28 protein-coding genes and 1 pseudogene are annotated in these 24347 nt (G+C 66.1%); 12 read left to right on the plus strand and 17 right to left on the minus strand.

Annotated elements, in window-relative coordinates:
• Positions 1-762, minus strand: coding sequence for a hypothetical protein (locus tag FAZ98_RS26585; RefSeq protein ID WP_158955671.1), 762 nt, complete (start codon positions 760-762; stop codon positions 1-3).
• Between the two features lie 102 nt (positions 763-864).
• Positions 865-1758, minus strand: coding sequence for an AraC family transcriptional regulator (locus tag FAZ98_RS26590; protein WP_158955673.1), 894 nt, complete (start codon positions 1756-1758; stop codon positions 865-867).
• A 133-nt stretch (positions 1759-1891) separates the two neighbouring features.
• On the opposite strand from FAZ98_RS26590, the gene FAZ98_RS26595 reads away from it, so the two are divergent.
• Positions 1892-2647 (plus strand): SDR family oxidoreductase, encoded by a 756-nt coding sequence (locus FAZ98_RS26595; RefSeq protein ID WP_158955675.1) that lies wholly within the window; start codon positions 1892-1894, stop codon positions 2645-2647.
• A 96-nt stretch (positions 2648-2743) separates the two neighbouring features.
• Here FAZ98_RS26595 and FAZ98_RS26600 read toward each other — a convergent pair whose 3' ends face one another.
• Positions 2744-4042 carry a gallate dioxygenase gene (locus FAZ98_RS26600; RefSeq protein WP_158955677.1) on the minus strand — a complete coding sequence of 433 codons (1299 nt, stop codon included), beginning with the start codon at positions 4040-4042 and terminating at the stop codon, positions 2744-2746.
• 103 nt (positions 4043-4145) lie between these two features.
• On the opposite strand from FAZ98_RS26600, the gene FAZ98_RS26605 reads away from it, so the two are divergent.
• Positions 4146-5141 carry a LysR substrate-binding domain-containing protein gene (locus tag FAZ98_RS26605; protein ID WP_158955679.1) on the plus strand — a complete coding sequence of 332 codons (996 nt, stop codon included), beginning with the start codon at positions 4146-4148 and terminating at the stop codon, positions 5139-5141.
• Between the two features lie 41 nt (positions 5142-5182).
• The gene (locus FAZ98_RS26610; protein ID WP_158955681.1) at positions 5183-5659 is read left to right on the plus strand and encodes a pyridoxamine 5'-phosphate oxidase family protein; all 477 of its coding nucleotides are present in this window, start codon (positions 5183-5185) and stop codon (positions 5657-5659) included.
• Positions 5660-5758: 99 nt separating this feature from the next.
• Here FAZ98_RS26610 and FAZ98_RS26615 read toward each other — a convergent pair whose 3' ends face one another.
• The gene (locus FAZ98_RS26615) at positions 5759-6349 is read right to left on the minus strand and encodes a TetR/AcrR family transcriptional regulator (RefSeq protein ID WP_158955683.1); all 591 of its coding nucleotides are present in this window, start codon (positions 6347-6349) and stop codon (positions 5759-5761) included.
• Between the two features lie 189 nt (positions 6350-6538).
• On the opposite strand from FAZ98_RS26615, the gene FAZ98_RS26620 reads away from it, so the two are divergent.
• Both FAZ98_RS26620 and FAZ98_RS26625 read left to right on the plus strand, forming a co-directional pair.
• Positions 6539-7372, plus strand: a complete 834-nt coding sequence (locus tag FAZ98_RS26620; RefSeq protein WP_158955685.1) for an aldo/keto reductase — start codon at positions 6539-6541, stop codon at positions 7370-7372.
• 79 nt (positions 7373-7451) lie between these two features.
• Entirely contained in the window at positions 7452-7733 is a 282-nt protein-coding gene (locus FAZ98_RS26625) for a DUF1488 family protein (RefSeq protein ID WP_158955687.1), read from the plus strand.
• Between the two features lie 30 nt (positions 7734-7763).
• Here FAZ98_RS26625 and FAZ98_RS26630 read toward each other — a convergent pair whose 3' ends face one another.
• The 6 genes from FAZ98_RS26630 to FAZ98_RS26655 form a co-directional block, all read right to left on the minus strand.
• Complete coding sequence (locus tag FAZ98_RS26630; RefSeq protein WP_158955689.1) at positions 7764-8660, minus strand: alpha/beta fold hydrolase; 897 nt, start codon at positions 8658-8660, stop codon at positions 7764-7766.
• A gap of 198 nt (positions 8661-8858) precedes the next feature.
• Positions 8859-10112, minus strand: coding sequence for an MFS transporter (locus FAZ98_RS26635; protein WP_158955691.1), 1254 nt, complete (start codon positions 10110-10112; stop codon positions 8859-8861).
• Between the two features lie 185 nt (positions 10113-10297).
• A complete protein-coding gene (locus FAZ98_RS26640; protein ID WP_158955693.1) occupies positions 10298-10783 on the minus strand; it encodes a lytic transglycosylase domain-containing protein in 486 nt (161 codons plus the stop codon).
• 92 nt (positions 10784-10875) lie between these two features.
• Positions 10876-11208, minus strand: a complete 333-nt coding sequence (locus FAZ98_RS26645) for a hypothetical protein (RefSeq protein ID WP_158955695.1) — start codon at positions 11206-11208, stop codon at positions 10876-10878.
• Between the two features lie 4 nt (positions 11209-11212).
• Positions 11213-11590: a hypothetical protein gene (locus tag FAZ98_RS26650; RefSeq protein WP_158955697.1), complete on the minus strand. Its 378-nt coding sequence runs from the start codon at positions 11588-11590 to the stop codon at positions 11213-11215.
• Positions 11587-11901 (minus strand): hypothetical protein, encoded by a 315-nt coding sequence (locus FAZ98_RS26655; protein WP_158955699.1) that lies wholly within the window; start codon positions 11899-11901, stop codon positions 11587-11589. The genes FAZ98_RS26650 and FAZ98_RS26655 overlap by 4 nt, the downstream gene beginning before the upstream one ends.
• On the opposite strand from FAZ98_RS26655, the gene FAZ98_RS26660 reads away from it, so the two are divergent.
• Positions 11900-12529, plus strand: coding sequence for a LysE family translocator (locus FAZ98_RS26660; RefSeq protein WP_158955701.1), 630 nt, complete (start codon positions 11900-11902; stop codon positions 12527-12529). The two genes, FAZ98_RS26655 and FAZ98_RS26660, sit on opposite strands and share 2 nt — an antisense overlap.
• Before the next feature lie 194 nt (positions 12530-12723).
• Positions 12724-13053, plus strand: a pseudogene (locus FAZ98_RS26665) (ATP-binding cassette domain-containing protein); the annotation flags it as partial.
• A gap of 112 nt (positions 13054-13165) precedes the next feature.
• Here FAZ98_RS26665 and FAZ98_RS26670 read toward each other — a convergent pair.
• Together FAZ98_RS26670 and FAZ98_RS26675 are read right to left on the minus strand one after the other, a co-directional pair.
• On the minus strand, positions 13166-13924 hold the full coding sequence (locus FAZ98_RS26670; protein ID WP_158955703.1) for a 4'-phosphopantetheinyl transferase family protein: 759 nt from the start codon (positions 13922-13924) through the stop codon (positions 13166-13168).
• A 153-nt stretch (positions 13925-14077) separates the two neighbouring features.
• Positions 14078-14698, minus strand: coding sequence for a nitroreductase family protein (locus FAZ98_RS26675; RefSeq protein WP_158955705.1), 621 nt, complete (start codon positions 14696-14698; stop codon positions 14078-14080).
• A gap of 248 nt (positions 14699-14946) precedes the next feature.
• On the opposite strand from FAZ98_RS26675, the gene FAZ98_RS26680 reads away from it, so the two are divergent.
• Complete coding sequence (locus FAZ98_RS26680; RefSeq protein WP_158955707.1) at positions 14947-15783, plus strand: ATP-binding cassette domain-containing protein; 837 nt, start codon at positions 14947-14949, stop codon at positions 15781-15783.
• Positions 15784-15804: 21 nt separating this feature from the next.
• Here the strand turns inward: FAZ98_RS26680 and FAZ98_RS26685 are convergent, their stop codons facing one another.
• Positions 15805-16479 carry a cation transporter gene (locus FAZ98_RS26685; protein ID WP_158955710.1) on the minus strand — a complete coding sequence of 225 codons (675 nt, stop codon included), beginning with the start codon at positions 16477-16479 and terminating at the stop codon, positions 15805-15807.
• A gap of 205 nt (positions 16480-16684) precedes the next feature.
• Positions 16685-17125 (minus strand): Rrf2 family transcriptional regulator, encoded by a 441-nt coding sequence (locus FAZ98_RS26690; RefSeq protein WP_158955712.1) that lies wholly within the window; start codon positions 17123-17125, stop codon positions 16685-16687.
• 141 nt (positions 17126-17266) lie between these two features.
• On the opposite strand from FAZ98_RS26690, the gene FAZ98_RS26695 reads away from it, so the two are divergent.
• The gene (locus FAZ98_RS26695) at positions 17267-18172 is read left to right on the plus strand and encodes an NAD(P)/FAD-dependent oxidoreductase (protein WP_158955714.1); all 906 of its coding nucleotides are present in this window, start codon (positions 17267-17269) and stop codon (positions 18170-18172) included.
• Between the two features lie 66 nt (positions 18173-18238).
• Here FAZ98_RS26695 and FAZ98_RS26700 read toward each other — a convergent pair whose 3' ends face one another.
• Positions 18239-18922, minus strand: a complete 684-nt coding sequence (locus tag FAZ98_RS26700; RefSeq protein WP_158955716.1) for a TetR/AcrR family transcriptional regulator — start codon at positions 18920-18922, stop codon at positions 18239-18241.
• Positions 18923-19113: 191 nt separating this feature from the next.
• On the opposite strand from FAZ98_RS26700, the gene FAZ98_RS26705 reads away from it, so the two are divergent.
• Positions 19114-20256 carry an FAD-dependent oxidoreductase gene (locus FAZ98_RS26705; protein WP_158955718.1) on the plus strand — a complete coding sequence of 381 codons (1143 nt, stop codon included), beginning with the start codon at positions 19114-19116 and terminating at the stop codon, positions 20254-20256.
• Between the two features lie 361 nt (positions 20257-20617).
• A complete protein-coding gene (locus FAZ98_RS26710) occupies positions 20618-21769 on the plus strand; it encodes a GGDEF domain-containing protein (RefSeq protein WP_158955720.1) in 1152 nt (383 codons plus the stop codon).
• Positions 21770-21905: 136 nt separating this feature from the next.
• Here the strand turns inward: FAZ98_RS26710 and FAZ98_RS26715 are convergent, their stop codons facing one another.
• Both FAZ98_RS26715 and FAZ98_RS26720 read right to left on the minus strand, forming a co-directional pair.
• The gene (locus tag FAZ98_RS26715; RefSeq protein WP_158955722.1) at positions 21906-22193 is read right to left on the minus strand and encodes an H-NS histone family protein; all 288 of its coding nucleotides are present in this window, start codon (positions 22191-22193) and stop codon (positions 21906-21908) included.
• A 132-nt stretch (positions 22194-22325) separates the two neighbouring features.
• On the minus strand, positions 22326-23321 hold the full coding sequence (locus tag FAZ98_RS26720; protein WP_158955725.1) for an MDR/zinc-dependent alcohol dehydrogenase-like family protein: 996 nt from the start codon (positions 23319-23321) through the stop codon (positions 22326-22328).
• 126 nt (positions 23322-23447) lie between these two features.
• On the opposite strand from FAZ98_RS26720, the gene FAZ98_RS26725 reads away from it, so the two are divergent.
• Positions 23448-24338, plus strand: coding sequence for a LysR family transcriptional regulator (locus tag FAZ98_RS26725; RefSeq protein ID WP_158955727.1), 891 nt, complete (start codon positions 23448-23450; stop codon positions 24336-24338).
• The last annotated feature ends 9 nt before the right edge of the window (positions 24339-24347 follow it).

Below are 24347 nucleotides of genomic sequence, written 5' to 3' on the forward strand. Positions count from 1 at the left end.
TTACAGCAGTTCGGCGGCGAAGCGCCGGTAGATCCATGCCGAGCACGCGGCGACCAGGAGCGCGAACCACACGGCAAACAGGTCTTCGAACAACTGGGCGACGGCATGCAGGCTATTGCGGCCGAATATCGCGGCGATAGCGAACACGAGCAGGATCACGGGGAGTGCCGCGAACCCTCCCGTGACGCCGAGCACGCACAACGTGCCGTAGATCTTGCGCGCATTGCCGCGCGTGTCGCGCCACGCGGCGCGCCAGCGTAGCGGCCTGCCCAGCGAAGCCTGCGTGTTGATGAGACTAATGCGCGCGCTGAGCCACGCATAGACCCAGGCCAGCACCACCGCGAACACGGCCACGCCGCCCCTGCCGGGCCCATGCGACTGGATGGCCCAACTCAGGCCGGAGAACGCGAAACACGCGACGATGCCGACGACGATAGCGAGGAAACTCAGGCCATACGTGACGACGACATGACGCCAGTACGCGCCGCCCAGAAATGCGTGCCGGCTCACGGGCGGCTCGTCGAGCACGACGAAACGGTGCATTTGAACGATCGCGATACTCAGTAGCAACGCCTGTAGCGCCCAGAGCACGCCCAGTGCGGCATAAGTGGGCAGCGTGTTAGCGTGGGCCGATCTCACATAGCTGCGCTCGAGGTCGAGAAAATAGACCCCCGCGACCAGCAATGCGATGAACAACGGACTGCGCCGCGTGATGCGCCACGCATCGACCCAGGCTCCCGTCACACACTGAGCGAAATTCATCGTGTTCCCCGTTGCGTTCTTTTCGCTGCGCGGGCGTGGCGTCTCGTCTGGAATGCCTTGTGCCCGCTCTTGCGCATTGATTTTTTCGATCGAATGTCGCGTTCAGCCGCCCTGCAAAAACTGACTCGGCGATACCCCCACGTGACGCGCGAAGGCCACGCTGAACGCACTCGCGGAACTATACCCGACCCGCTCCGCCACTTGTGCGATCCCGCCCACCTTGCGGCGCAGGAGATTTTTCGCGACCGCCATGCGCCACGAGAGCAGGTACTCCATGGGCGCGACGCCCACCGCGCGGCTGAAGCGCTCGAAGAACGCGGAACGCGACAGCGCGGCCGTCTCGGCGAGTTGCGCGACGGTCCACGCTTTTTCGGGGCGCTCGTGCATCTCGCGGATCGCGAGGGCGAGGCGCGCGTCGGTGAGGCCGCGCACGAGGCCGGGCGCGGTTGCGGTTTGCGTGGAGCGCAGCGCTTCGATCAGCAGCACTTCGAGCAGCCGCGCGAGCACGACGTCGCGCGCGGGCCGCTGTTCGCGTGACTCGTCGCGCACGAGTTTGACGAGCGTGCCGAGGCGCGGGTCGCCGCGCACGTGCACGAGTTCGGGCAAGAGCGAAAGCAGCAGGGCCGCGTCGGGCGAACCGAATACGCAATGGCCGATCAGGAACTGCACGTCGGCAGGCGCTTCGGTATCGCCGAGCCGAAAGCCGCCGCCGATGAGCTCGGTGGGTGCCGTGTCGTCGTCGCTGGGTGCGGGCGGTTCGAGACTCGTCATCTCGAACGACAGCACCTCGGGCAGGAGGACAAAGTCGCCGGCCTCGAGTGTGATGGCGGCTTGCCCGTTCGGGCTCAGCCGGCTGCCGCCTTCGAGCACGACGCAATAGAACGGATCGGTGCCGCAACCGCGGCGCACACGCCACCGGCCCGCGCCGCCAACGACCTTGGAGAACGTGGCCTGCGGTTGCAGCAGCGTGACGATCTCCGCGAGTGGGTCGATCATTGCCGGACTCTCTCGAATGAAAAGTGGACGCTCGATTGTAGCAAGTCCGGTCGCGGCGAATTATCGTTATTCACACACCGCGCCGCGCGTTGCGCCACAACTCGCGCCGCATTCAACCCGCAAGGAAACGCTCATGCAAACCGTACTGATCACCGGCTGTTCGTCCGGCTTTGGCCTCGAGACCGCCCGCTATTTTCTCGAACGCGACTGGAACGTGATCGCGACCATGCGCACGCCGCGCGAAGACGTGCTGCCGGCGTCGAACCATCTGCGCGTGATCGCGCTCGACGTGACCGACGCACAGAGCATTCGCCGCGCCGTGGACGAGGCCGGTCCCGTTGACGTGCTCGTCAACAATGCCGGCATCGGCTTTCTGAATGCGCTGGAAGGCACGCCGATGGACACCGCGCGCGAAGTGTTCGAAACCAACACGCTCGGCACGATCGCCATGACACAGGCCGTGTTGCCGCAAATGCGCGAGCGCAAGAGCGGGGTGATCGTCAACGTGACGTCGACGGTGACGGTGCGCCCGCTGCATCTGCTCTCGGTGTACACGGCGAGCAAGTCGGCGGTCAATGCGTTCACGGAATCGCTCGCGCTCGAACTCGAACCGTTCAACGTGCGCGCGCGCATCGTATTGCCGGGCCGCGCGCCCGACACGCGTTTCGGCGACAACGCCCGTACGCGCATGCTCAACGGTTTCCCCAAGCCGTACGAGGGCCTCGTGCAGGACGTTTTTGCGCGCTGGGAGAAGGACCCGACCATCACGCACTCGCGCGATGTGGCGGAAGCCGTCTATCGCGCCGCCACCGACCCCGCTTGCCCGATGAGCCTGCCCGCGGGCGCCGACGCGCACATCTGGTGGAATGCCGCGCACGCGAAGGCGTAAGCCTTGCCGCTGGCGTTGCGTGGCCGCTCGATAACTGCCCGATAAGCGCCCGACAAGCGCTCGATGAATGCGGGAAGGCGGCCACGCAACGGGGTTTTACGGCTGCGCGGGCGCGTTGCTCCACGCCGCGGCCTCCGCCGTTTTTCCGGTGACGGAATAGAGCACTTTGGTATTGCGTGTCTGCAGGAAGTCGTCGAGCGTTTCGCCGCGCATGGCCGCGTAGATGTGCAGATTCGACACGCCCACGACCGCGCCGAGCTTCTCCAGCATGAAGAAAATCACGCCGTAGTGAATCAGCCCGCGCCAGTCGCGGCGGCGCACGAGATCGCGCTCTTCCTCGCTCAGGCCCGCGGCTTCGAAAGTCGCTTCGGGATCCTCAAGAAACGCGCGTCGATGCGCCTCGCCGATCATCGCGTGCAGATACTTGTTCAGCCGGTACGCCTTCACGCTCGCCGCGAGATCGAACGGATACGTGCCCTCGAGTGCGCCGGCGCCGTCGAGCTGTTGGGCGATATGCGCGCGCTGCCGTGCGTTGGCCGCGCCCGGTAGCGGCTTCGCGGTGTTTTCCAGCACGAGCGTGCCGATGCCCGTCATCGAAGGCAGGTAGTAGCCGCTGTGCACCGGCTTGACGCTGCCCGCGAGCGCGCCGCGCATGATCAGCCACATGATGACTTCCGCGCCTTCCAGACCGCCTTGTGCCGCGAGTTCGGCGTGCGTCATTTGCGCGAGCGCTTCGGGATCGTGCGTGATCGCTTCCATGAACTGATGATCCCACGGCACGTTGTTGAAGCCCGCGCGCTCGCCGTGCACCTGATGCGAGAGACCGCCCGTGGCCATCACGACCACGCGCAAATCGTCAGGATAACTATCAATGGCGCGGCGCAGCGCCTGACCGAGCTTGTAGCAGCGGCGTGCGGTCGGAATCGGGAATTGCAGCACGCCCACCTGGAGCGGCACGACCGTGGTGGGCCAGCCGGTTTCGTCGTGGTCGAGCAGCGCCGACATTGGCGAGAAAAAGCCGTGATCCAGCGGCTTGTCCTGGAAGAACGCCATGTCGAATTCGTCGGCGCACAGGCTCATGCCCAGGTGTCGCGCGAATTGCGGATTTCCCGCGACGGGCGGCAGATCGCGCACGCCGCCGCCTTCGTCGGCCACATGATATTCGCCGCCGATGCCGAGCGCGAACGCCGAGTAATGGTCGAAGAAGAACGAGGTCACGTGATCGTTGTAGACGTACACGATCACGTCGGGCCGTTGCTCGCGCAACCAGCGCTTGACGGGCTCGAAGGTCGCGAAGATCGGCGCCCAGGCCGGATCGTCCTGCTTGTTCGCGTCGAGCGCGAAGCCGATGGTCGGGGTGTGCGAAACGGCGATGCCGCCAACGAGCGTGGCCATGAGTCTCCTCCTGTACGTGAATGCGATGCGATGATCCGCACTTTAGATTTAAGCGCCGGTTAAGTAAATTGACATTTTTGGCAAAAATCAATAACCTCAGGTTATGAAAAGCGCCGAAATTACCGCTGCCGTGCCCGATTTTCTTGCCGATGCCGCAGCGGAGCCCACGAGCGAACCGCGCGCGCGCATCCTCGCGCGGCTGCGTCTCCGGCACCTCAATTGCATCGTCGCCATCGCGCAGGAGCGCACGATGGCGCGTGCCGCGGCACGCCTGCATCTGAGCCAGCCCGCCGTTTCCAAAACCCTGAGCGAACTGGAGGAATGGGCGGGCACGCGGCTCGTCGAGCGCGGGCGTAACGGCGCGTCGCTCACGGCCGAGGGCGAGCATTTCCTGCGTTACGCGCTGGACGTGCGGCGCGCGGTGGACGCTTCGGCGGCGGCGCTCGCGCGCGAGCATCCCGCGCAGGCGGCCGCGGTGCGTATCGGCGCGCTGCCCACGGTGCAGACAGCGGTGCTGCCGCGGGCGATCGTTGGCCTGCAGGCGGTCATGCCGGGCGTGGGTGTGAAGGTGGAAGTGGCCTCGAACGCCGACCTGCTGGGCGCGCTGAAGGCAGGCGACATCGACATGATGATCGGCCGCATGGCCGAGCCCGCGAGCATGCCCGGCATCTCGTTCGAATATCTCTACACGGAGTCGCTGGTGCTCGTGGCGCGCGCGGGGCATCCGCTCGCGCAGGCACGCGCGACGCTATCGCTCGAAGACGCGCTGGCGTATCCGCTGGCGATCGCGGGCGAGCACACGGCGCCGCGTCATCACACCGAGGCGTTCTTCGAGTCGCGCGGGCTGACATTGCCGGCCGGTTGCGTGGAGACGCAGTCGCTCGCGGTGGCGCGTCTGGTCGTGATGCGCTCGGACGCGGTCTGGATCGTGCCGCAGCGCGTGGCCGACGACGATATCGCAGCCGGACTGCTCGCGGTGATCGACGTACCCGCGCCGCGAGGCGTGGAGCAGATCGGCATGCTGCGCCGCAGCGCCGAACCGCTTTCCGAAGCGAGCGGCGCTTTTGCCGAGCAGTTGCGCCGCGCGATCCTCGTGTGAAGCGTGCGCCGGGCGCGGAATAAAACGCAAGGGAGAAAGGAATGCAGAACGGGCAGAACGCGGCGCACGAGTTGCCGCGGCAAGTGGTGGAAGACTTCAACGGCAATGGTCTGGAAGCGCGCCTGGGCGACGCGTTCCGGCTTTCGACCGTGGGCGAGGATGGCTGGCCGCATGCCGCGCAGTTGAGCGTGGGCGAAATTCTCGCGGTGAGCGCGGTGGAACTGCTCGTGGCGGTATGGCCGAATTCACATACTGCCGGGAATCTGAAACGAGACGGCAAGCTCACGCTGTCGCTCGTGCACGACGGCGCGCTGCTCGAGATTCGCGCCACGGCGCGCATGGCCGCCGAACAGCAAACCGCGCTCGGTCTCACGGTGTTTCGCGTGACGGTCGCGGCCGTCAACGAACATCGCGCGAAATACGCGGAGGTGACCAGCGGCGTGACGTTTCGTCTGCATGACCCGCAAGCGGTACTTGCGCGCTGGCGCGAGCAGATCGCGATGCTGCGCGCGATCTGAGCGTGACCGGATCCTCGAATTCTTGTTAGTATTCAAATACTGGTGAGTATTCGAAAGCCGTGCGGCGCGCTGTGAAGTTGCGAGGCCGCTACGCCGCTCTCAACGGCGCGTGTCGACCGGTGCGCGAAACACGCCGTGCAGGGCCACGCGCAGCAGATCGCCGGAAGTCGGCTTGCTGACGAAACTCATGGCGGGCGCGTAGGTCAGTTCGAACACGAGCGCGCCCACGGTTTCGGCGGCGAGGTCGGTATTGCCCGCGAGCGCGAGCAGGCGTTCGCCCAGCGCGCCCCATTGCGCGCGCAGCACCTTTTCCTGCGACTTGCGAAACGTGGCGGCGGGCTTGGCGTTGCGCGAGTAGTCGAGGATCAGCGAGGGCCAGTTGCCTTTGCGCGAGCTTTTCTCGGCCCAGTGCGCAATGGCGTCGATCGCTTCGTCGATCGTGCCGGCGCCGGCGAGCGCCGCGAGAATGGCGGCGAGACTCTGCTTGCCGTGCTCGTCGAGCACTTCGAGAAAGAGGCTTTCCTTGCCGTCGAAGTTGGAGTAGACCGCGCCTTTACTGAAGCCGGCTTCTTCGGCAATGCGGTCGAGCGACGTGGCCGCGTAGCCGTCCCGGGTAAACAGCGTTCGCGCAACGCTGACGAGTTTGGTGCGGGTCAGCGCCTGGCTTTCCTCGCGGGTCATGCGGGCCATACAGGGTCCTCGGCGTATTCGTTGGTGTTTTGTATTGCGTGCGTGGCGGAATCTCGATACCGTCGGGTATTCCGATGCGACGCTTATTTTTTTATGCCGGGTGGCCTGATAGTGCATGCCGACGGCAGACGCGCATTCTACCAAGCCGCGCCAGCGGCCATGGCGAAGTTCAACCAGCAAGGAGCCACGATGACGAACCATCCCGCACCGACGATCAAACTGCACAACGGCGTCGAGATGCCGCAAACCGGTCTGGGGACCTGGCCGCTCGACGATACGGGCGCGGCCCAAGCCGTGGCAAGCGCGTTGCAGACCGGTTATCGGCTCGTGGACACGGCGGAAAACTACGGCAACGAAACGGGCGTGGGCGAGGGCATTCGTCAGTCGGGCGTGGCGCGCGACGCGATCTTCGTGACGAGCAAGTTCAATCGCGCATGGCATAGCGTGGAAGGTGCGCAAGCGGCTTGCGAGGCGAGCTTGAAACGGCTCGGGCTCGACTATCTCGACCTGCTGCTGATTCACTGGCCGAATCCCGATCAAGACCGCTATGTGGAGGCGTTCGAAGGACTCGTGCGTCTGCTCGAAGCCGGCAAGGTACGCGCGATCGGCACGTCGAACTTCAAGCCCGACCACTTGCAGCGCCTGTTCGACGCGGGCTTCGTGCCGCATGTGAACCAGATTCAGCTCGATCCCTATCACGCGCGCGAAGATCTCGTGGCGATTCACATGGAACGCGGCATCGTGACGGAAACCTGGAGCCCGATCGGGCGCGGCGGCGAATTGCTCGCCGAGCCGCTGGTCGTGTCGATCGCGCAGCGTTACGGGCGCACGCCTGCGCAGATCGTGTTGCGCTGGCAGGTGCAGCGCGGTTTTGTGCCGGTGCCGAAATCGGCGGACCCGGAGCGTCAGGCGCTGAATCTCGACATCTTCGATTTCCAGCTCACCGACGAAGAAATGACCGCCGTGGCCACGCTCAAACGCGACGACCCGCAGATGCTCGACGCGGACGTCTTCGGGCACTGAAGACTGCGCAGCGGGTGCGGGGCACGCTGGTACGTCGCTTGCTCAAATGGTGGAAACGGTCTTGCGGAGTCCACCCATCATGACGATTTCGTTCCCTGAAGGCCCGCTCGTCTACGACGGCGATCAGCTCGCGCTCATCTTTACCGCTCAGGCAGACGGCGAAGCGGTCGAGTGCCTCATCACGGCCGAGGCGCTCGAAGATCATTGCGGCGCGAAGTCGGCGCGCGAGCCAGACCTGCGCGCCGCGTTCGAGTCGCATCGGGGCGCTATTGAAAAAGCGGCCGCCCGTCTTATCGAAGAGACGCAGGCGGCCGCGGTCAAGCTGCACAGCGGCTATTTGCGCATGTACGGCAGCAAGTAAGCGCTCAATGAGCGCTCAATGTCAAAGCGCTCAACGCAGATGCTTCGCGAGAAACGCGTGCATCAGCGCGGCCGCTTCGTCCACTTTCTCGTCCAGCGCGAAGTGGCCCGCGTCGAGCAAATGCACTTCGGCTTCGGGTAAATCGCGCTGATACGCGGCGCCCGCCGCGGCGATGAACGACGCGTCGTAGCGCCCCCACATCACCAGCGTGCGAGGTTGTTGCGCGCGCAACCACGCTTGCCATTTCGGATACGACGCCACGTTGGTGCGATAGTCGTAGAGCAGCGCCGCCTGAATCTCGGCCTGGCCGGGACGCGTGAGAAACGCGTATTCGTCGCTCCAGGTGTCGGGGTTGTAGCGCTCGGGGTGCGGGCTGTCGCCATCGTGACGAAACTTCGTGCCTTCATAGGACGTGAAGGCGGTGAACACTTCCGGGTGCGCCTGCGGGTCGGCCCAATACTGCTTGATCGCGGCCCATTTGCGGCCGAGACTTTCCTCGTGGCTGTTCGCGTTCTGGATCACGAGCGTCTGCAAACGTTCGGGATGCGCGAGCATGATGCGAAAGCCGATCGGGCCGCCGTAATCCTGCAGATACAGGCTATAACGGTCGATGCCGAGTTGTTCGAGCCATGCGTTCGTGACCTGCGCGAGATGGTCGAACGTATAGGCGAATTGCGCGGGCGGTGGCGCGTCGCTGTGACCGAAGCCGGGATAGTCGGGTGCGATGACGTGATAGCGCGTGGCGAGCAGCGGGATCAACGTGTCGAACATGCGCGAGGACGAAGGGAAGCCATGCAGCAGCACGAGCGTGGGCGCGTCGGCGGGACCGGCTTCGCGATAGAAAATACCGATGCCGTCGACGTTCGCGCGGCGGTACGCGATCAACGTGGAATCGGAAGGGCTGGGTGGCATGGCGTTGTCGTTCATGATGGGCTTCCACGGTTCGCATGAAGGGCGGGTTCAAGCCGCATCATGACGCGGGCGGCGCGCCCGCGGTATCCCTCGCGCGCGACAAACATCCTCCCGAAAAACGGGAGAGTGTGGCGCAGCGATAGGCGTAACTCAGGGACATAACCCAGGGACGTAACCCCGGAACGCACCGCGCTCGACGAAGAACGAACACACTCAAGGAAACAGCGCGGTCGCGTCGAGGTCGGTCATCTTGTCGAGCGTGTCGCGGCGCGAATCGCAGTCGCGGCGGATCACGGCGCCGCGCGCGACCCACACCGCGATCGAGACGAGCGCGAGACTGCCGAGCGACACGAACGCCACGGGATAGCCGAAGCGGTTGGCGAGCCAGCCGCCCAGCAGCGGGCTCAGACAGCCGCCCGCGGCCTCGACGGTGAGCACCGCGCCCTGGCCGAGATTCACGCGCCCGCTGCCGTGCAGCAGATGCACGACGAGCGCCGGAATGGCCACGGCCTGCAAACCCGAACCGAGGCCGTCGAAGATCTGCACGGGCACGATGCCCCATGTCGACGTGAGCCATGCGGCCGTGAGCGCCCGCGCGGGCAGCGTGACGAAGGTCGCGAGCATCACCCACCAGAAGCCGAAGCGGCGGATCAGGCGGCTCGCGATCGTGGCCACGATCAGCATGACAATCTGCGAAATGACGATGTTGGCGGCCGTGATGCCGCTCGCGCCGCCGCGATGGGCGGCCGCGACCGCGAGACTGTAGAGCGGCAGCATCGCCGAATTGCCCAGGCTGAAAGCGGCAAGCACGATGGCGAGCAGCAGCAGCGAACGATTACCGAGCAGAATGCGCAGGCTGTCCGCGCGAGTGGGCGAACTGTCCGCGTCGCCATGGGCGAGGCCGCGCGCGTAGTGACGATGCACGGCGCGCGCGGGAATCAGCAGCACGGCAGCCATGCACGCCACACCGAACAGCGCGCCCAGCGCGAATACCCATGGCAGACCGAGCCACCAGCCTACCGCGCCCGAAAGCACGGCGGCGGCGATATTGCCCGCGTGATTGGCGACCTGGTTGCGGCCGTAAAGGCGGTCGAAATTCTTTTGGCCCGCCATGCCGAGCGTGAGGCCCGTGAGCGCGGGGCCCATGACCGAGCCGGCCACGGCTGTGGCGATCTGCGCAAGCGTGATGGGCCAGAAGCCTTGCGACAGCCAGATCACGCCGGCGGCGACAATAGTCAATGCGCTCGCGGCCACGACCACGGCGCGGCGTTGCGAGAGCGCGTCGACGAGGGCGCCCGCGGGCGCCGTCACGAGCATGCCGACAATCGCGCCCAGCGTGATGACGGTGCCGATGGTATCGGGCGTCCAGCCTTGCGCCTGCAGATAAATGCCGAGGAACGGTCCGGCGCCTGCCTGAATATCGGCGGCGAAGAAACTCACGGCGAGAAGAGGAAGAGAGGGCTTCACGCGGGCGCGGCTCCCGGCTGTCCTGGCTGTTGTTGGTATGCGGCGCGGCGTCTGGTTCGACGTCGTGCGGCGTTTTCAGCTTCGACAGCAAGGGAGAGCAAGCGGCGCGCCCGCGCCGTGCTCAAGCACAAAGCCATTGCAACGCGCTGCTGTGACAGGTGATGGCAGCGCGCGATCGCGAAAGGTTACTGCGTGGGTTGCAGTTGTCCCCAGCTCACGAGAATCGCCTGAATACTGCGCGCATACGCGTCGCGTTCGCGCGGCGTTTCCGAGTGGTAAGCGCCGATCGCGCGCCACGTGTTGCCGTATCGAACCATCTTTTGCTTGAGCAGCCACGCAGCCACGAAGATGTTCACGCACGGGTCCGTGAGCGCGCGATGCGGAATGCCTTCGCGCAGCAAGTCGGGGAAATGGATCGAGTTGATTTGCGCCTGGCCCACGTCGATCGAACCGTTCGCATTGTGATTGATCGCGGCGGCGTCGCCCTTGGATTCGCGCCATGCCACCGCACGTAGCACGAGCGGATTGACGCCTTGCCACGCGCCGGCTTTCTCGAAGCATTCTTCGCCGCCGGTCGCGGCCGGGGCCGCCCAGGCGAGCGGCGCGCCGAATGAAACGAAGGTCGCGAACGCGGCCAGCGCGCGCCAGAAATAACGCTTGATCGGGTGCATCGGAAACGACTCCAGGGTGCGAGAGCGCGCGGCTCGTTGCGGTGAATTGCGGCGACGTGTGTATGACTCGGTACGGCGGCGTCGTGCGGAACTCAGCGTGCGAGCGCGACGTCGATCTGCTTTTCGATGTCCTTCAAATACGCGCGCGATGCGTCGGACACGACGAGTCGCGGCGCGGGTGCCGAGCAGCGGCAATCGAGGTGCGCCTTCACTTTCTTCTTGCGTGCGCCCGCATGCGGCGCGGGCAATGTGTCTTCGTCGCCCGCAGTGGGCGGCAACATCGCGAGCGAGGGCAGCGGCGGATACACCTTGTCGGCGGCGGGCGAGGCCGTATAGGCCAGCGTGGCGGTTTGCGCGTGCGCGGCGTTCGTCAGCAAGGCGGACGAGAGCACGAAGACGGCGGCGGTCAGGGCGAAGGCGCGCATCGTCTCAGCTCCCCGAGCGCAGCGGTTCGATCGAGACGCTATAAGTCTGATTCGCGCCGGCCGTGAGATTCTCGAGCGCGGGCTTGCGCGCCTGTTGTGCGGGCACGCCGCGCCAGATCGCGTCGTTGATGTACTTGAGGTCCTGGCCGAGCGCGGTCACGCGAATCACCGTGGGCTGCTTTTGCGCGGCGGCGAGCGCGCCGGCCTTGGTCAGCACGGCGCTCAGTTGCGGATCGCGTGCGCCGAGCGCGTCGGCGGGAATGTCGAAGCGCAGGATCGCGCTCGAAACGGCCGGCGTGCTGACCGGTGCCGTGCTGGTCTGTTGAAGCTGCGCGCAGCCTGCGACAAACAAAACGGTGAGTAGAAGGGCAACGCGCGTCACGTGCAAGTCTCCGGAAAAGGCGTGGCGATGTGCATTTTTTCGGCTTTCCTGGACGCAACTTGATACCCGGGCGGCAAACGTTTGCCAAAAAAGAGAACTTCGCTCGCGAATGCGTGGTTTGCGGAAATGCCGCCGCCGACACCGCGCGTTTGCGGCGATCTGGTTTTCGCTGAAATGAGGGACGTACCCGCCGGACTGTTCACCCGAATGCGCCACAAGTGTGCATGGCCGCGCCGCGCGTTAAGCGGAACAATCGGGTTTTCGCACTCCACCATGCAGCGCGCATCGCGCACCCCGAGAGGCTTCGTCATGAACGCGTTTTTCTCCGCCAATCTCATGCTGGCTTACACGGCCTATTTCATCGGCACGGCGAGTCCGGGGCCGAGCAATCTCGCCATCATGTCGATCGCCGCGCAGCACGGCCGCAGGTCGGCGCTGGCGTTCGCGCTGGGCGTGATTTCGGGCTCGATGTTCTGGGCGACGGTCGCGGCGCTCGGCGTGGCGGCAGCATTGGTCGCGTGGTCGAATCTGCTCGTGGCGCTCAAGGTATTCGGCGGTCTGTATCTGCTGTGGCTCGCGTTCAAGTCGGGGCGCAACGCGTGGCGGTCGCCGGCGGCATCGGCACAAAAAGCCGCGGGCGAATTCACGCTCAAGCAGCTTTATGCGCGCGGCGCGCTCTTGCATCTCACGAATCCGAAAGCCGTGCTCGTGTGGGTGTCGATCATCGCGCTTTCCGCGCACGGTGCGGGTTCGCCTTCGGCGCAGGGCGCGTTGATTTCGGGTTGCCTCGTGATTGGCTGCACGGTATTCGGCGGCTATGCGCTGGTGTTCTCGACAGCGGCCGCGCGGCGCGGGTACGCGCGCGCACGCCGTGCGATGGAGGGTTGCCTCGCGGTGGTGTTCGGTATCGCGGGAATCAAGTTATTGGTGACGCGTTGATGGTGTAGTCGTTCGTCACGGGCGGAAGAGGCGCTCGACTCCCGCTTCGACGTCTACCTTCACATCCACGCCCGCGCTCCCGCGAAGTCGACGCAAGCTACCGATAGATCGGCGAGGAACGAAACGGCGTAGCCGCGAGAGAGTCGCGCGCGATCACCCGCATCAGCAGGCCCTGCGCGACGCACTCGTCGTAGCGCCAGAACCCGCTGGCGGGAACGCTTTCTGGCGGCGAGAAGCAGACGCTCGCGATTTCGCGGGCATTGATGAGTCAGCCGCGGCTGCTGCTCCTCGATGAACCTTCGCTGGGTCTCGCGCCGCTCGTGATTCGCGACATTTTTCAGGCAATCCGCGATCTGCGCGAAGAGGGGCTCACCATTCTGCTGGTCGAACAGATGGCGAAACAGGCGCTTGGCGTTGCGGACAGAGCCTACGTGCTCGAGGTGGGCAAAGTCACGCTGGAAGGCGCCGGGCGCGAGTTGCTGAACGATCCGAAAGTCAAGGCGGCTTACCTGGGCGCGCATTGAGCGCAACGCACGCGTGAGCTGACTTCATCGCGACGATCCGCTCAACGCCGCCGCCGAGGAGCAGGCGCGGCGCGCGCGAACGTTGCGCGACGAACTGGAAGGCTAAATCCGCCTAGCCGCCGGGCCAGCCGAACGCGTGAATGGTGTCGAACGGTTCGTGGGTGGCCACCGCCGCGCAGATTTGTCCCGGCATGGGCAGGTCGACCACGTGAATCTGGCCGCCCGCCTCGGTCTCCGCGATCAACGCGGCGCCGTTTTGCGAGACGATCGCGGGCCACGCGTCGCGTGTGTCGCGCGCATCGTGAGGCAGGCAAAGGCGCAATGCGCTCTCGCGATACAGCCGGTCGCGCGCGTCGTCGAATGGACTTTGCACCGGCTGGCGCAGGACCGGCTCGGGCACGGCTGCGCCGATCGCCAGCCGGCGTTGCGACATGGCCAGCAAGATCCACACGCCCGCGTACGCCACGCGAATTTCGAGGGCTGGTGAACGCACAGGATTCCGAAGTATCAACTCGCCTTCGGTGTGATCGTGCAACTCGATCTCGGCGGGCGTGCAGCCGAGCATGGTCGACAACGTGTGCCGCAGAAACACGCGGCTCACGAGATAGCGCTTGCCCAGCGCGGGACTGAGCCCGCGAATCGCGCGATGTTGCTCCTTGCGCGGAATGTCGAGCGGTGACAGGCCGCGCGTGGTGGCATCCCATTCCGCGCGCAGCCGCCACAGCATCAACTCGCCGGGCGCGGGCAGCCGATCGCGCTGAAGCGCAGCATCGTCGAGCCGCCAGGGCAGAAAATGCAGGCCCGGCGTGCGATACACGGGGTGCGTGCCGCCCCGTTCAGTCGAGGTGGGCCAGTGAACTCGGTTTTGCATCCTGATTCTCGGAGCGCATGGCGAAGGCAGTCATCGGGTCATTCGATTCGGATGCCTGATGAATTGCGTCAGAATCGCATCGCTCGAACGGTGCGCCATCGCAGAGCGGCCTGGGTGAGTGGGATCAAAGCGGCATCAGCGCAACGAGCGCCATCAGATCGACGACGGGCCGAACCATTCGCGCACGTGATTGTCTCGTGGCGCACGGGGCGGCGCGCTTTCGCGCGACTTGGGCGTACCGACGAACAGGAAGCCGATCAAGGCGTCGGTGGGCTCGAAATCGAGCGCGGCTTTCAGCGTGGCGTCGTACGAGTCCACGCCGGTCGCCCAGAAGCCGCCGTAGCCGAGCGCGTGAATGGCGTTGAGCAGGTTCATGGCGGCGGCGCCTGCCGAGAGAATCTGCTCGCTCTCGGGAATCGAGCCGGGCGTGAGCGCCGCGCCGAGCGCGATGATGACGGGCGCGGCCAGCGCACGTTGGCGCCGGTGCTCATGCGCGCTGCGCGGCGTACCGGGCTCGCGCGCGGCGGCGATATCGACGAGCACTTCGCCGAGTTCCGCGCGCGCCTCCCCGCGAATCAGCGCAAAGCGCCACGGCCGCAGGCGGCCGTGATCCGGCGCGCGCAGCGCGGCGTCGAAGATCAGGTCGAGTTCGGCGTCGCCCGGCGCCGGTTCGATCAGCGGCCAGTGCGACTGACGGCTGAGCAGCGTGTCGAAGAAAGCCGCGGTCTCGGGCGATTGGGTCGTTTCGGCGAGGGGGCTCGCTACCGTTTCCATTGCGGTTTCCGAAAAAGGTGGAACCCGCATAATGCTCAAAAATCAAGCTAATTGCAAATGATTCGCATTTATTCAAAAATGCGGGCGCACGGAACGCGCTGCAAGAAAGATGAAAGATAGCGGGCGGTTGTCGTCAGATGCGAGCAAAACGGCGCGGCTTTGCCGTGACAACGTAAATTTCGGTATAGTGAGAATAGAAATAATTCTCATTTGTTGATCACTCGTTGCTCACTTCGCGCTCGTTTCCGATGAACTTTGATACCCAGACTGCCGAACTCGCCCGTGCCACGGTCATCCCGCCCGCTATCCGCGAATCCTTGTACGAGATCGAACGCGCGTCGTTCGTCGTGGGCGAGCGCACCTTGCTCGACGACGTCTCGCTGACGCTGAAGAAGGGCCGCGTGATTGGCCTGATCGGTCACAACGGCTCCGGCAAGTCGACGCTGCTCAAACTGCTGGCGCGCCAGCAGCAGGCGAGCGCCGGTTCGATCGCGTTCGAAGGCCGCGCGCTGCGCGACTGGGATCATCGCGCGTTCGCGCGCGAGGTCGCTTATCTACCGCAGCAGTTGCCGGCCGCCGATGGCATGACGGTGCGCGAACTGGTCGCGCTCGGGCGTTATCCGTGGCACGGCGCGCTGGGGCGGTTCACGCCAAAGGATCGCGAGAAGGTGCAGGAAGCGATGCAACTCACCGACGTCGAGGTGTTTGCCGATCGGCCCGTCGACAGTCTCTCGGGCGGCGAGCGTCAGCGCGTGTGGATCGCCATGCTGATTGCGCAGGACAGTCAATGCATGCTGCTCGACGAGCCGATCTCGGCGCTCGATATCGGCCATCAACTCGAAGTGCTCGGGCTGATTCGCCGTCTGAGCGAGGAGAAAGGGATTGGCGTGGTGGTGGTGCTGCACGACATCAACATGGCCGCGCGCTTTTGCGACGAACTCGTGGCGCTCAAAGGCGGCGTGCTGCTCGAACACGGCAGCGCCGATGAGATGATGACGTCGGCCACGCTCGCGGCGATCTACGGCGTTCCGATGGGTCTCGTGCCGCACCCGGACGGCGGCCGCCCGATCAGTTACGCGCTGTAGCGGGTTGCCCGGACCCAGCGATCACGCGCTATAGGCGCGTGCCGAGAAGCGCGCCCACACGCGGCGGCTGCAACGGCGGATCACGCCGTATGCGCTGAACAGACCCATGCCGATCATCATCGCGCCAATCGAGACAGCGGCCAGTTGATCGAGATGGTGCACGCCCGCGAGCGTACCCAGCGCGCCCACGGCGGCGGCGCCGGCGGAAAGCGCATCGAGGCGCGCATGCCAGGCGCCCGCCTTGAGCGCGTCGACGGCGTGCGCGTGCGAATCTTCGAGTTGCGCGGCGGTGGCATGCAGATGCCGCGCGACCAGTTCTCTCGTTGCGATCACAACGATCGCCACCATCAGCGCACCGGTTTGCGCGGCCGTGGAAGCCGATGCGCCGTCCACCGTTGCATTCAGCGCCTGCGCAAGCATGAACGCGCCGACGAGCGTCGGCAGCAGTGTCGTGGCCGCGGCGGGCAACCATGCGGTGGCGCGTTGCGCGGACCCGCGCGTGAACCAGAGCGGCAGGAACAACAGCGCGTCGATCGCCAGATCCACGAGCGTGTGCATGCCGTCCGCGACGATCGCGTGCGAACCCGTGACATAGCCCGTGGCGATCTGGATCGCCATCAGCGCGAGATTCGCGACCGTGCTGACGCGCGCTGCGCGCAGCGACGCCTGTTCGGAGTGGGCCGTGACCGGTGGCATGCGGGGTTCGTATGCGGAGTTCGAGTCACGTGAGGGTAGGGTCTCTCGATGGCAGTGCGATGACAGGCGGGAGAAAGGTTAGGGAGATAAACCGCTTGAAAACGCTACTAACGACCTGTTTTTGCCGGTTGGGGCGGATGTCTTCCGCCGCGCGAAATACAGCATGTACAACCCGGCGTGCCCAAACCCGGCACCGCCGCATCCATCATCCCCGCGCATTCATCCGCTTTCCCTTGCGCCGGATTTCGCGCGACAAGTCGCCCAGCGTCACTTTCTCGAAGCGCTTGAGCAGCGCCTTCTCCGCTTCCTGCACGGTCGCGAGAAGGTGCGCGTTCACGGCCTGTTCGACAAGGCATAGGGGATCGTCCTCGCTCACGAGATCGGAGAACAGCGCGGGCTCGCCGGCGCTGCGATACACGTCGAGCAGCGTGATCTCGTCGAGCGGCACGCCGAGCACCCAGCCGCCGCCGTGCCCTTTCTCCGACTGCACGTAACCGCTTTCGCGAAGCCCGGCCAGCAGCCGGCGCACGACCACGGGATTCGTGCAGAGCATTGCGGCGATCGTATCCGACGTCAACGGGCCTTCCGCGTGCTCCATATGAAGCAGCGCGTGCAGCAGGCGCGACAGGCGGCTATCCGTTCTCATCCCGCTCCTTTCTCTCGAAACTTGTGAAGTTGCATGAATGATAGCATTCGGCCTATCATGTAACTCATGAAGTTTCGAGAAATGCCGTTGCCGGCATTTCCTCTCCGTTACTCAATGCTCGAACGCAAAGGAAACGTCCCCATGCAGCAGGATTTCGATGTCATCGTCATTGGCGGCAGCTTCGCGGGCCTCTCGGCGGCGATGCAACTGGCGCGCGCGCGCCGCCGCGTGCAGGTGATCGACGCAGGTCGGCCGCGCAATCGGTTCGCCTCGCACGCGCACGGTTTCTTCGGCCAGGACGGTGTGCCGCCGTCGCAAATCGTGGCCACGGCGCGCGAGCAATTGCTCAGGTATCCGAACGTTACGTTCACGCAAGGCGAGGCTCGCCACGCCGCGGGCGAGGCGGGCGGTTTTCGGGTCGAACTGGCGGATGGAGCCATCCGCCACGGCAAGCGCCTGATCCTCGCGCACGGCGTGCGGGACACGTTGCCCGCCGTGCCGGGGCTGGCCGAGCGCTGGGGGATCAGCGTGCTGCATTGTCCCTACTGTCACGGTTACGAAGTGGCGGACCGGCGGCTCGGCGTGCTGGCCACGCATCCCATGTCGATACACCAGGCCATGCTGATTCCCGACTGGGGCCCGACAACGTGGTTCACACAGGGCGTCGTCGAGCCCGGCGCGGAAGAAGCCGCGCAGTTGCAGGCGCGCGGCGTGACGATCGAACGCACGCCCGTGGCGCAGGTGCTGGGCGAGGCGCCGGCTATCCGCGCGCTGCGTCTTGTCGATGGCCGCGAGATCGCGATCGACGCGTTGTTCGTCGGCACGCGCACGGAAACGGTAGGCGATCTGGCGAGTCAGCTAGGCTGCGCCGTGGACGACGGACCGTTCGGCGCCGTGATTCGCGTGGACGACTGGAAGGCGACGAGCGTGCCCGGCGTGTTCGCGGCCGGCGATGCCTCGTCGGCCATGACCAACGCGACCTTCGCTTCGGCCTCGGGCGTGGCGGCGGGTGTCGGCGCGCATCGCTCGCTGATCTTCACGGCTTGATGCCCTTTGCAGCCTGATTCCGGCGATAACGCTTGCGGCCGGAGCGCCAACGCGCGCGCCGCGCGATCAGCGGCGGCGCGCGGCCGGAATGCCCGCGAGTATCAGATCGACGCCCGCGAGGAAGTCGGCGCGGTCGTCGTGCGCGAGCATGTGCGCGGCCACGCTGCGCGTGAAAGGAAATTCCGCGCCATCGAGCTGCGCCCATTCGGCCGATACCTCGCCGAGAAAACTGTCACGTTCGAAGCCCTGTTCGCGCGCGAGGTGCGCGTTCGCGGCGTTCTGCCCGCTCACGCCGAGGATGTAGCTCAATAGCGCGTTGGTGGTGGTCCATTGCGCGGCGCCAGGCACGCCCAGCGCGACCACTTGCTGGCCGATGCGTTCGAGAATGCGCACCATCGGCAAGCTGCCCGGCGCGCGCGTGAGCGCTGAGCCAACCCACGGATGCGTGTCGATGGCGTCGAACAGCGCGAGCGCGAGTGCGCGAATCGCGGGCTTCGGTGCCGCGCTCTTGCGGGCGGTGGCGTGCAGGCTGCGGGCGACGATGGCGTCGCACGCGGCGGTCAGCAAATCGCTCTTGCTCGCCACATGCCAGTAGATCGCGCCCGCGCCCGTGGCCAGGTGTTCGGCGAGCGCGCGGAACGTGAGGCCGCTTTCGCCGCTGGCATCGAGCAAGGCGATCGACGCTTCCACGATCTGTTCGCGGGACAACGACGACTCGCGCCGCCGCGGGGTGGGGACTTTGCGGGTCATATGAGGTTCGGATTCACGGGCGGTGAGCCGGGTTGCAAGCGTTGCGGCGTCGCACTTGACAGTAATGGAACAACGTTCCAATAATACTATGGAATGATGTTCCATGGCATGACGATCGTACGGGTCGGCATGCCCTCACGTCTCGACAATTCATCGAGAACCCAGTGAGAACGACTCAGCGAGAAAAACACATGAACACTTCCGGCAGGTCGATCGCGATCGTCGGCGCGGGCCTCGGCGGCCTGGTGCTGGCGCGTGTTCTGCACGTGCATGGCATCGCCGCAACCGTCTATGAAGCCGAGCCGTCGCCCAGCGCGCGAACCCAGGGCGGTCTGCTCGACATCCACGAGCACGACGGGCAAGCCGCGCTGAAAGCAGCGGGGTTGTTCGAGGCATTTCGCGAGATCATCCACGCGGGCGGCGAGGCGTCGCGCATGCTCGATAAAGCGGGCAACGTACTGCTCGAAGAAGCGGACGAGGGCACGGGCGGCCGCCCCGAGGCGCCGCGTGCGGAACTGCGTCGCATCCTGCTCGAATCGCTACCCGAGGGCACGGTGCGCTGGGGGCACAAGCTCGCTTCGGTATCGGCCATGGCTGGCGGGCGTCACGCGCTGCACTTCGCAAACGGCGCGACAGTCACGGCCGACTTGCTGGTGGGTGCCGACGGCGCGTGGTCGAAGGTACGCCCGCTCGTGTCCGCCGCTCGCCCCGTATATGCCGGGCTGGCATTCGTCGAAACGTATCTGTACGAGAGCGATGCGCGTCATCCCGCGAGCGCGCAGGCGGTTGGCGGCGGTGCGTTGTTCGCGGTCGCGCCGGGGCAGGGCATACTCGCGCATCGCGAGCCCGGCGGCACGCTGCACACGTATGTGGCGTTGAACCGGCCCGAAGCCTGGTTCGCCAGCATCGATTTCGCCGATGCCACCCACGCGCGCCGCTGCCTCGCAGCCGAATTCGAAGGCTGGGCGCCCGCGTTGACGGCGCTCATCACCGAAGGCGAAACCGCTCCCGTGCTGCGTTTGATCCACACCTTGCCCGTCGATCATCGCTGGGAGCGCGTGCCCGGCGTGACGCTGCTCGGCGACGCCGCGCACCTCATGCCCCCTTCGGGCGAGGGCGCCAATCTCGCCATGCTCGACGGCGCGGAACTCGCGCAGGCGATCGCTGCGCAACCGGACGACAGGGAAGCGGCGCTGGCCGCTTACGAGCACACGATGTTCGCGCGCAGCGCGCTCGCGGCGGCGGAATCGGCGCGCTTGCTCGAACGGCTGTTTGGCGCGCAGGCGCCGCAAAGTCTGCTGGACTTCTTCAACGCGATGCGGCCCGCCGACTGAGTGTGGCTGCGCGCCACTCGGACCCGCGACCGCATGGCGCGTTGCGAGGCAATTCGCCGGCTGCAGGCGAAGAATCTCGTCACGCGGCTCGCGGTGGGCGACTACCGCATCGAAGACGAGGCGTTTGCCGAATGGGTTCGTCGGCGAAAATGACGGTGCGCGGCATGGCCTGATTCGTCGCGCCCGATATGCTCCCGATATGCTTCGTCTCGATCGCGGCATCGAGCGCGCGTGTCGATGGAGATACGCCCCTTTTAACCGGCGTTGACACGGCTTGCGGCGGCAGGGACACTCGCGGCGCGAGCCGCGTTCGCCGCCGCGCCGTGATTGCCGCGCTGCCTGCCTTCTTTCCCGTTCCGCCATGTTTCACCACATCGACACTGAAACGCTCCGCCTGTGCAGCGTGCTTGCGAGCACGGCCTTCGGCCTCGTCTTCGCGCTGGTGCGCTTCGACGTCGAAGGGCGGCGCTATTGCTATCACTGGTCGGCGAGTTCGCTGCTGTACGCGGCCACGCTGATCGGCTTCGAACACTCGGCGGGGCATCCGCTATTCAAGGCGGCGCTGCTCGGCTCGCTCGCGTTCACCAACGTGCTGATCGTTTCCGGCTTGCGCGTGTTCGACGGCAAGACGCCGTTTCGCCCGTGGATGGCATGGCCGGTGGCCGGTTGCGTCGCGGCGCAGCTCGCGCCGGCGTGGGTATTGAGCGACCCGAAACTCGTGGCGGTCGCCACGGAGGTGTGCGACACGCTCGCCGTGGCGATCTCGGCAGGCATCGTGGGCGTGAGCTGCCTGGTCGGGCTGCATCGCGAGCGCGCGAACGCCGCCGCCGACAGCACCTTCATGCCGAGCCGCGGCCGCCGTCTCGCGGGCCTCGCCATGCTCGGCTACCTGCCCGGCTACGCGATCGCCATCGCCGGTTATCTCTGGAACGGGCCTGCGCTGGACCTGCTCGCGCTCATCCCGATGCTCTCCGACCAGTTGCTGCTCGGTGTGCTGAATCTGGGTTTGCTGGCGATGCCGGCCGAGCGCGCCCAGCAACGGCTGCGTGCCGCCGCGTTGCGCGACCCGCTCACGGGCGTATGGAATCGCGCGGGCTTTGCGGCGCAGTCACGCCGCCTGATCGCGCCGGGCGCGACGCTGCTCGCCATCGACCTCGATCACTTCAAGCAGATCAACGACCACCACGGCCATCTTGCGGGCGACACCGTGCTGAAGGCCGTCGCCGTGCTCGCGTGCGCCGAAGTCGAGTCGCTGGGCGGCGAGTTCGGGCGGATCGGCGGCGACGAATTTCTTGCGGTGCTACCGGCCGAACGCGCGCCCTACGCGCAGGTGTGCGCGCGGCAGATCCAGCAGGCGTGCCGCCGCCCGCTCGACGGCTTGCCGCCGTGGACCGCGAGCATCGGGCTCGCGCAGATCGAGGCGGGCGAAACGGACTATGCCGCGGCGCTGCAACGCGCGGACCGTGCGCTGTATCGGGCGAAAGTGGACGGCCGCGACAAGGTGACCGCCTGAACGGCGGAGGTCATGCGCGGTTGTTCCAGGTTGTTCCTGGTTTTTCCGGTCATTCCCGGTTGTGCGCGGAATGGGTGGATAACGCGCGCCGGATAACGCGCGGTGCTCACGCTGAGCGAGCGCGCCGCGCGTGCCCTCAACCGTCGATCAAAAACTTCGAGCGGTCCGGCTCGTCCTTGATCCAGTTCGGCGGCTTGCCGCGTCCCGACCATTCGTTGCCCGAGACCGGATCGCGATATTTCGCGGGCGACTTGGCCTTGGCGGGCGGCGTGGCGGGACCGCGAATATCGTCGAAGGTGATCTTGTGCAGCTTCATCTTGCGGCTGATTTCGTCCAGCACGTTCAGCCGCTCTTCCTTGAAGGCGGCTTCGAGCTGGGTTTCGAGCTCTTGCCGCTGGGCAAGGAGTTCCTTGAGGTCGGACATCGTCGGGCAGCCAGGTGATTGAAAAACCGGCCGATTTTAACGCGCCGGCGCGCGCCCGGTCTTTCGGGGTTTGCGAGGCGGCGTGAATGCAACACTCGCCGCCGCCCGCATGGTCATGCGTATTACGCCGTACTACGCGACCAGCATCGCCTTGGCGCCGTTTAGCGGCGCGTACGCCATCGCCGCCTCGATCTGGTCGTAGCGAAAGCGCTCGCCGCAGTGTGTCCTGAACAACGGATCGTCGATGACCGCTTCGAGCGCCGCGAGCGCGGCGCGCAGACGCTCGCGATCCTTGACCGTGCGGCTTTCGAAATTGCTGAAGCGGCGCATGGTCAGATTCTTCGCCATGAACAGCACGGTCGGCAGCGAAACCGGCGCGCCCGCGCCCAGGAAACCGTAGAGATAGATCACGGCGTTCATCGGCAAAGCGGGCGCGAGGGCCGTGAGCAGATCGCCGCCCACGCCGTCGAAGACCGCCGTTGCGCCGAGTTCGGCGGCGAGCGGTTCCAGCGTCGCGGCGAAGCCGGGCGTGGTGACGATCACGTGCTCGGCGCCCGCCTCGCGCAGCGCGTCGCGCGCGGCTTCGTTGCGCACGAGGAAGATCGCGGGCAGCGCCCGCTGTTGCGCGAGGCGCGCCAGCGCGCGTCCCGTGGCGGAATTGCCCGCCGTGACGATCACGCCGCGGTGACCGGCATCGGCAATCTCTTCGAGAAAGGCATACGCCGTCATGACGTTGACGAGCGAGCCGCAGTAGTCGCGCGCCTGCACGTGCTCGGGCAGGATCAGGCACGCGGTGGCGGGCACGTGCGCGCGCTCGCACCACAGGCCGACGCTTTCCGGGCTGCGCTCGAGCGAGCGGTAGATCGCGACCTGGCGGCCCGCGTAGCGGGCGGGCACGCCCGCGCCCACGGCCACCACGCGGCCCGCGCCCGACGCGCCCCACACGTCGTGGCGCCCCAGGGCGAGCGCATTGCCCGCGGCGTTGGGCAGGCGCAAAAAGGTCTTGTCGCCGTGATTGATCGCCGAGGCGTCCATCGCGACGATCACGTGGCCCGGCGCGGGTTCCACGGGGGCGGGCAGTTCGCGAACTTCGAGATCGCGGTTCGGCGTGACGCAAAGGGCTTTCATCGGTTGGCTCCTGAAGCGGTGCTTCGTTGATGGCGATGCCCGTAACTTAAGCCGTTCGATCCATTGCGAAAACGCTGTCTCGTGGCATACCATCAATTCCATTGTGGAATAGATAAGGCGGCGGGCATGGATCGGGTCAACGCAATACGGCTGTTCGCGCGCCTCGTGGAGCGCGGCAGCTTTTCCGCCGTGGCGCGCGAGGAGGGCGTTGGCCAGCCGGCGGTCAGCAAGCAGATTGGCGCGCTGGAGCGGCATCTGGGCGCGCAGCTGGTGCTGCGCACCTCGCGTCAGGTCGTGATCACGGAGGCGGGGCAGGCGTTTTACGAGCAGGCGCGCCAGCTCGTGGACGACTTCGACGCGCTGGAATCCTCGGTGGGCGATCGTCAGCATTCGCCGCGCGGCATGGTGCGCGTCAACACGGCGCCCGCGCACGGCCGCCTCTGCATCACGCCGCTGCTGCCCGAATTCTTCCGGCGCTATCCCGAGGTCGCGATCGAACTTTCGGTGTCGGAGCGTCAGGTCGATCTGGTGGGCGAGGGCATCGACCTGGCGATCCGGCACGGGCGTCTCGTCGATTCGTCGCTGACCGCGCGGCCGCTCGCGGAAACCGACTTCGTGCTGGCGGCGAGCCCCGCGTATCTCGCCGCGCACGGCGCGCCGCAACAGCTCGCCGATCTCGACGCGCATCGCTGTGTCGTGTTCGCGAAGGGCCGCGAGCGATATCCGTGGCAACTCAAGCGCGCGCCCGGCAGCGACGAAACCGTGTCGTACGTGCCGCACGGCAAGCTGTTCACGGGCGACGCCGAACACGTGCGCGCGGCGGTGCTGTGCGGTCTCGGCATTGCGCAGGCGCCGCACTGGCTGCTCGCCGACGAGATCCGCACGGGCGCGGTGCAGGTGCTGATGCCCGGCTTGCAACCCGCGCGCGTACCGATCCATGCCGTGTACCCGGCGGGGCGGCGCGTGCCCATGCGCGTGCGCGTGTTGATCGATTACCTCGTCGAAGCGCTGGCGTAGCCGCTCCAT

The sequence above is a fragment of the Paraburkholderia acidisoli genome (assembly GCF_009789675.1).
GTDB lineage: Bacteria > Pseudomonadota > Gammaproteobacteria > Burkholderiales > Burkholderiaceae > Paraburkholderia > Paraburkholderia acidisoli.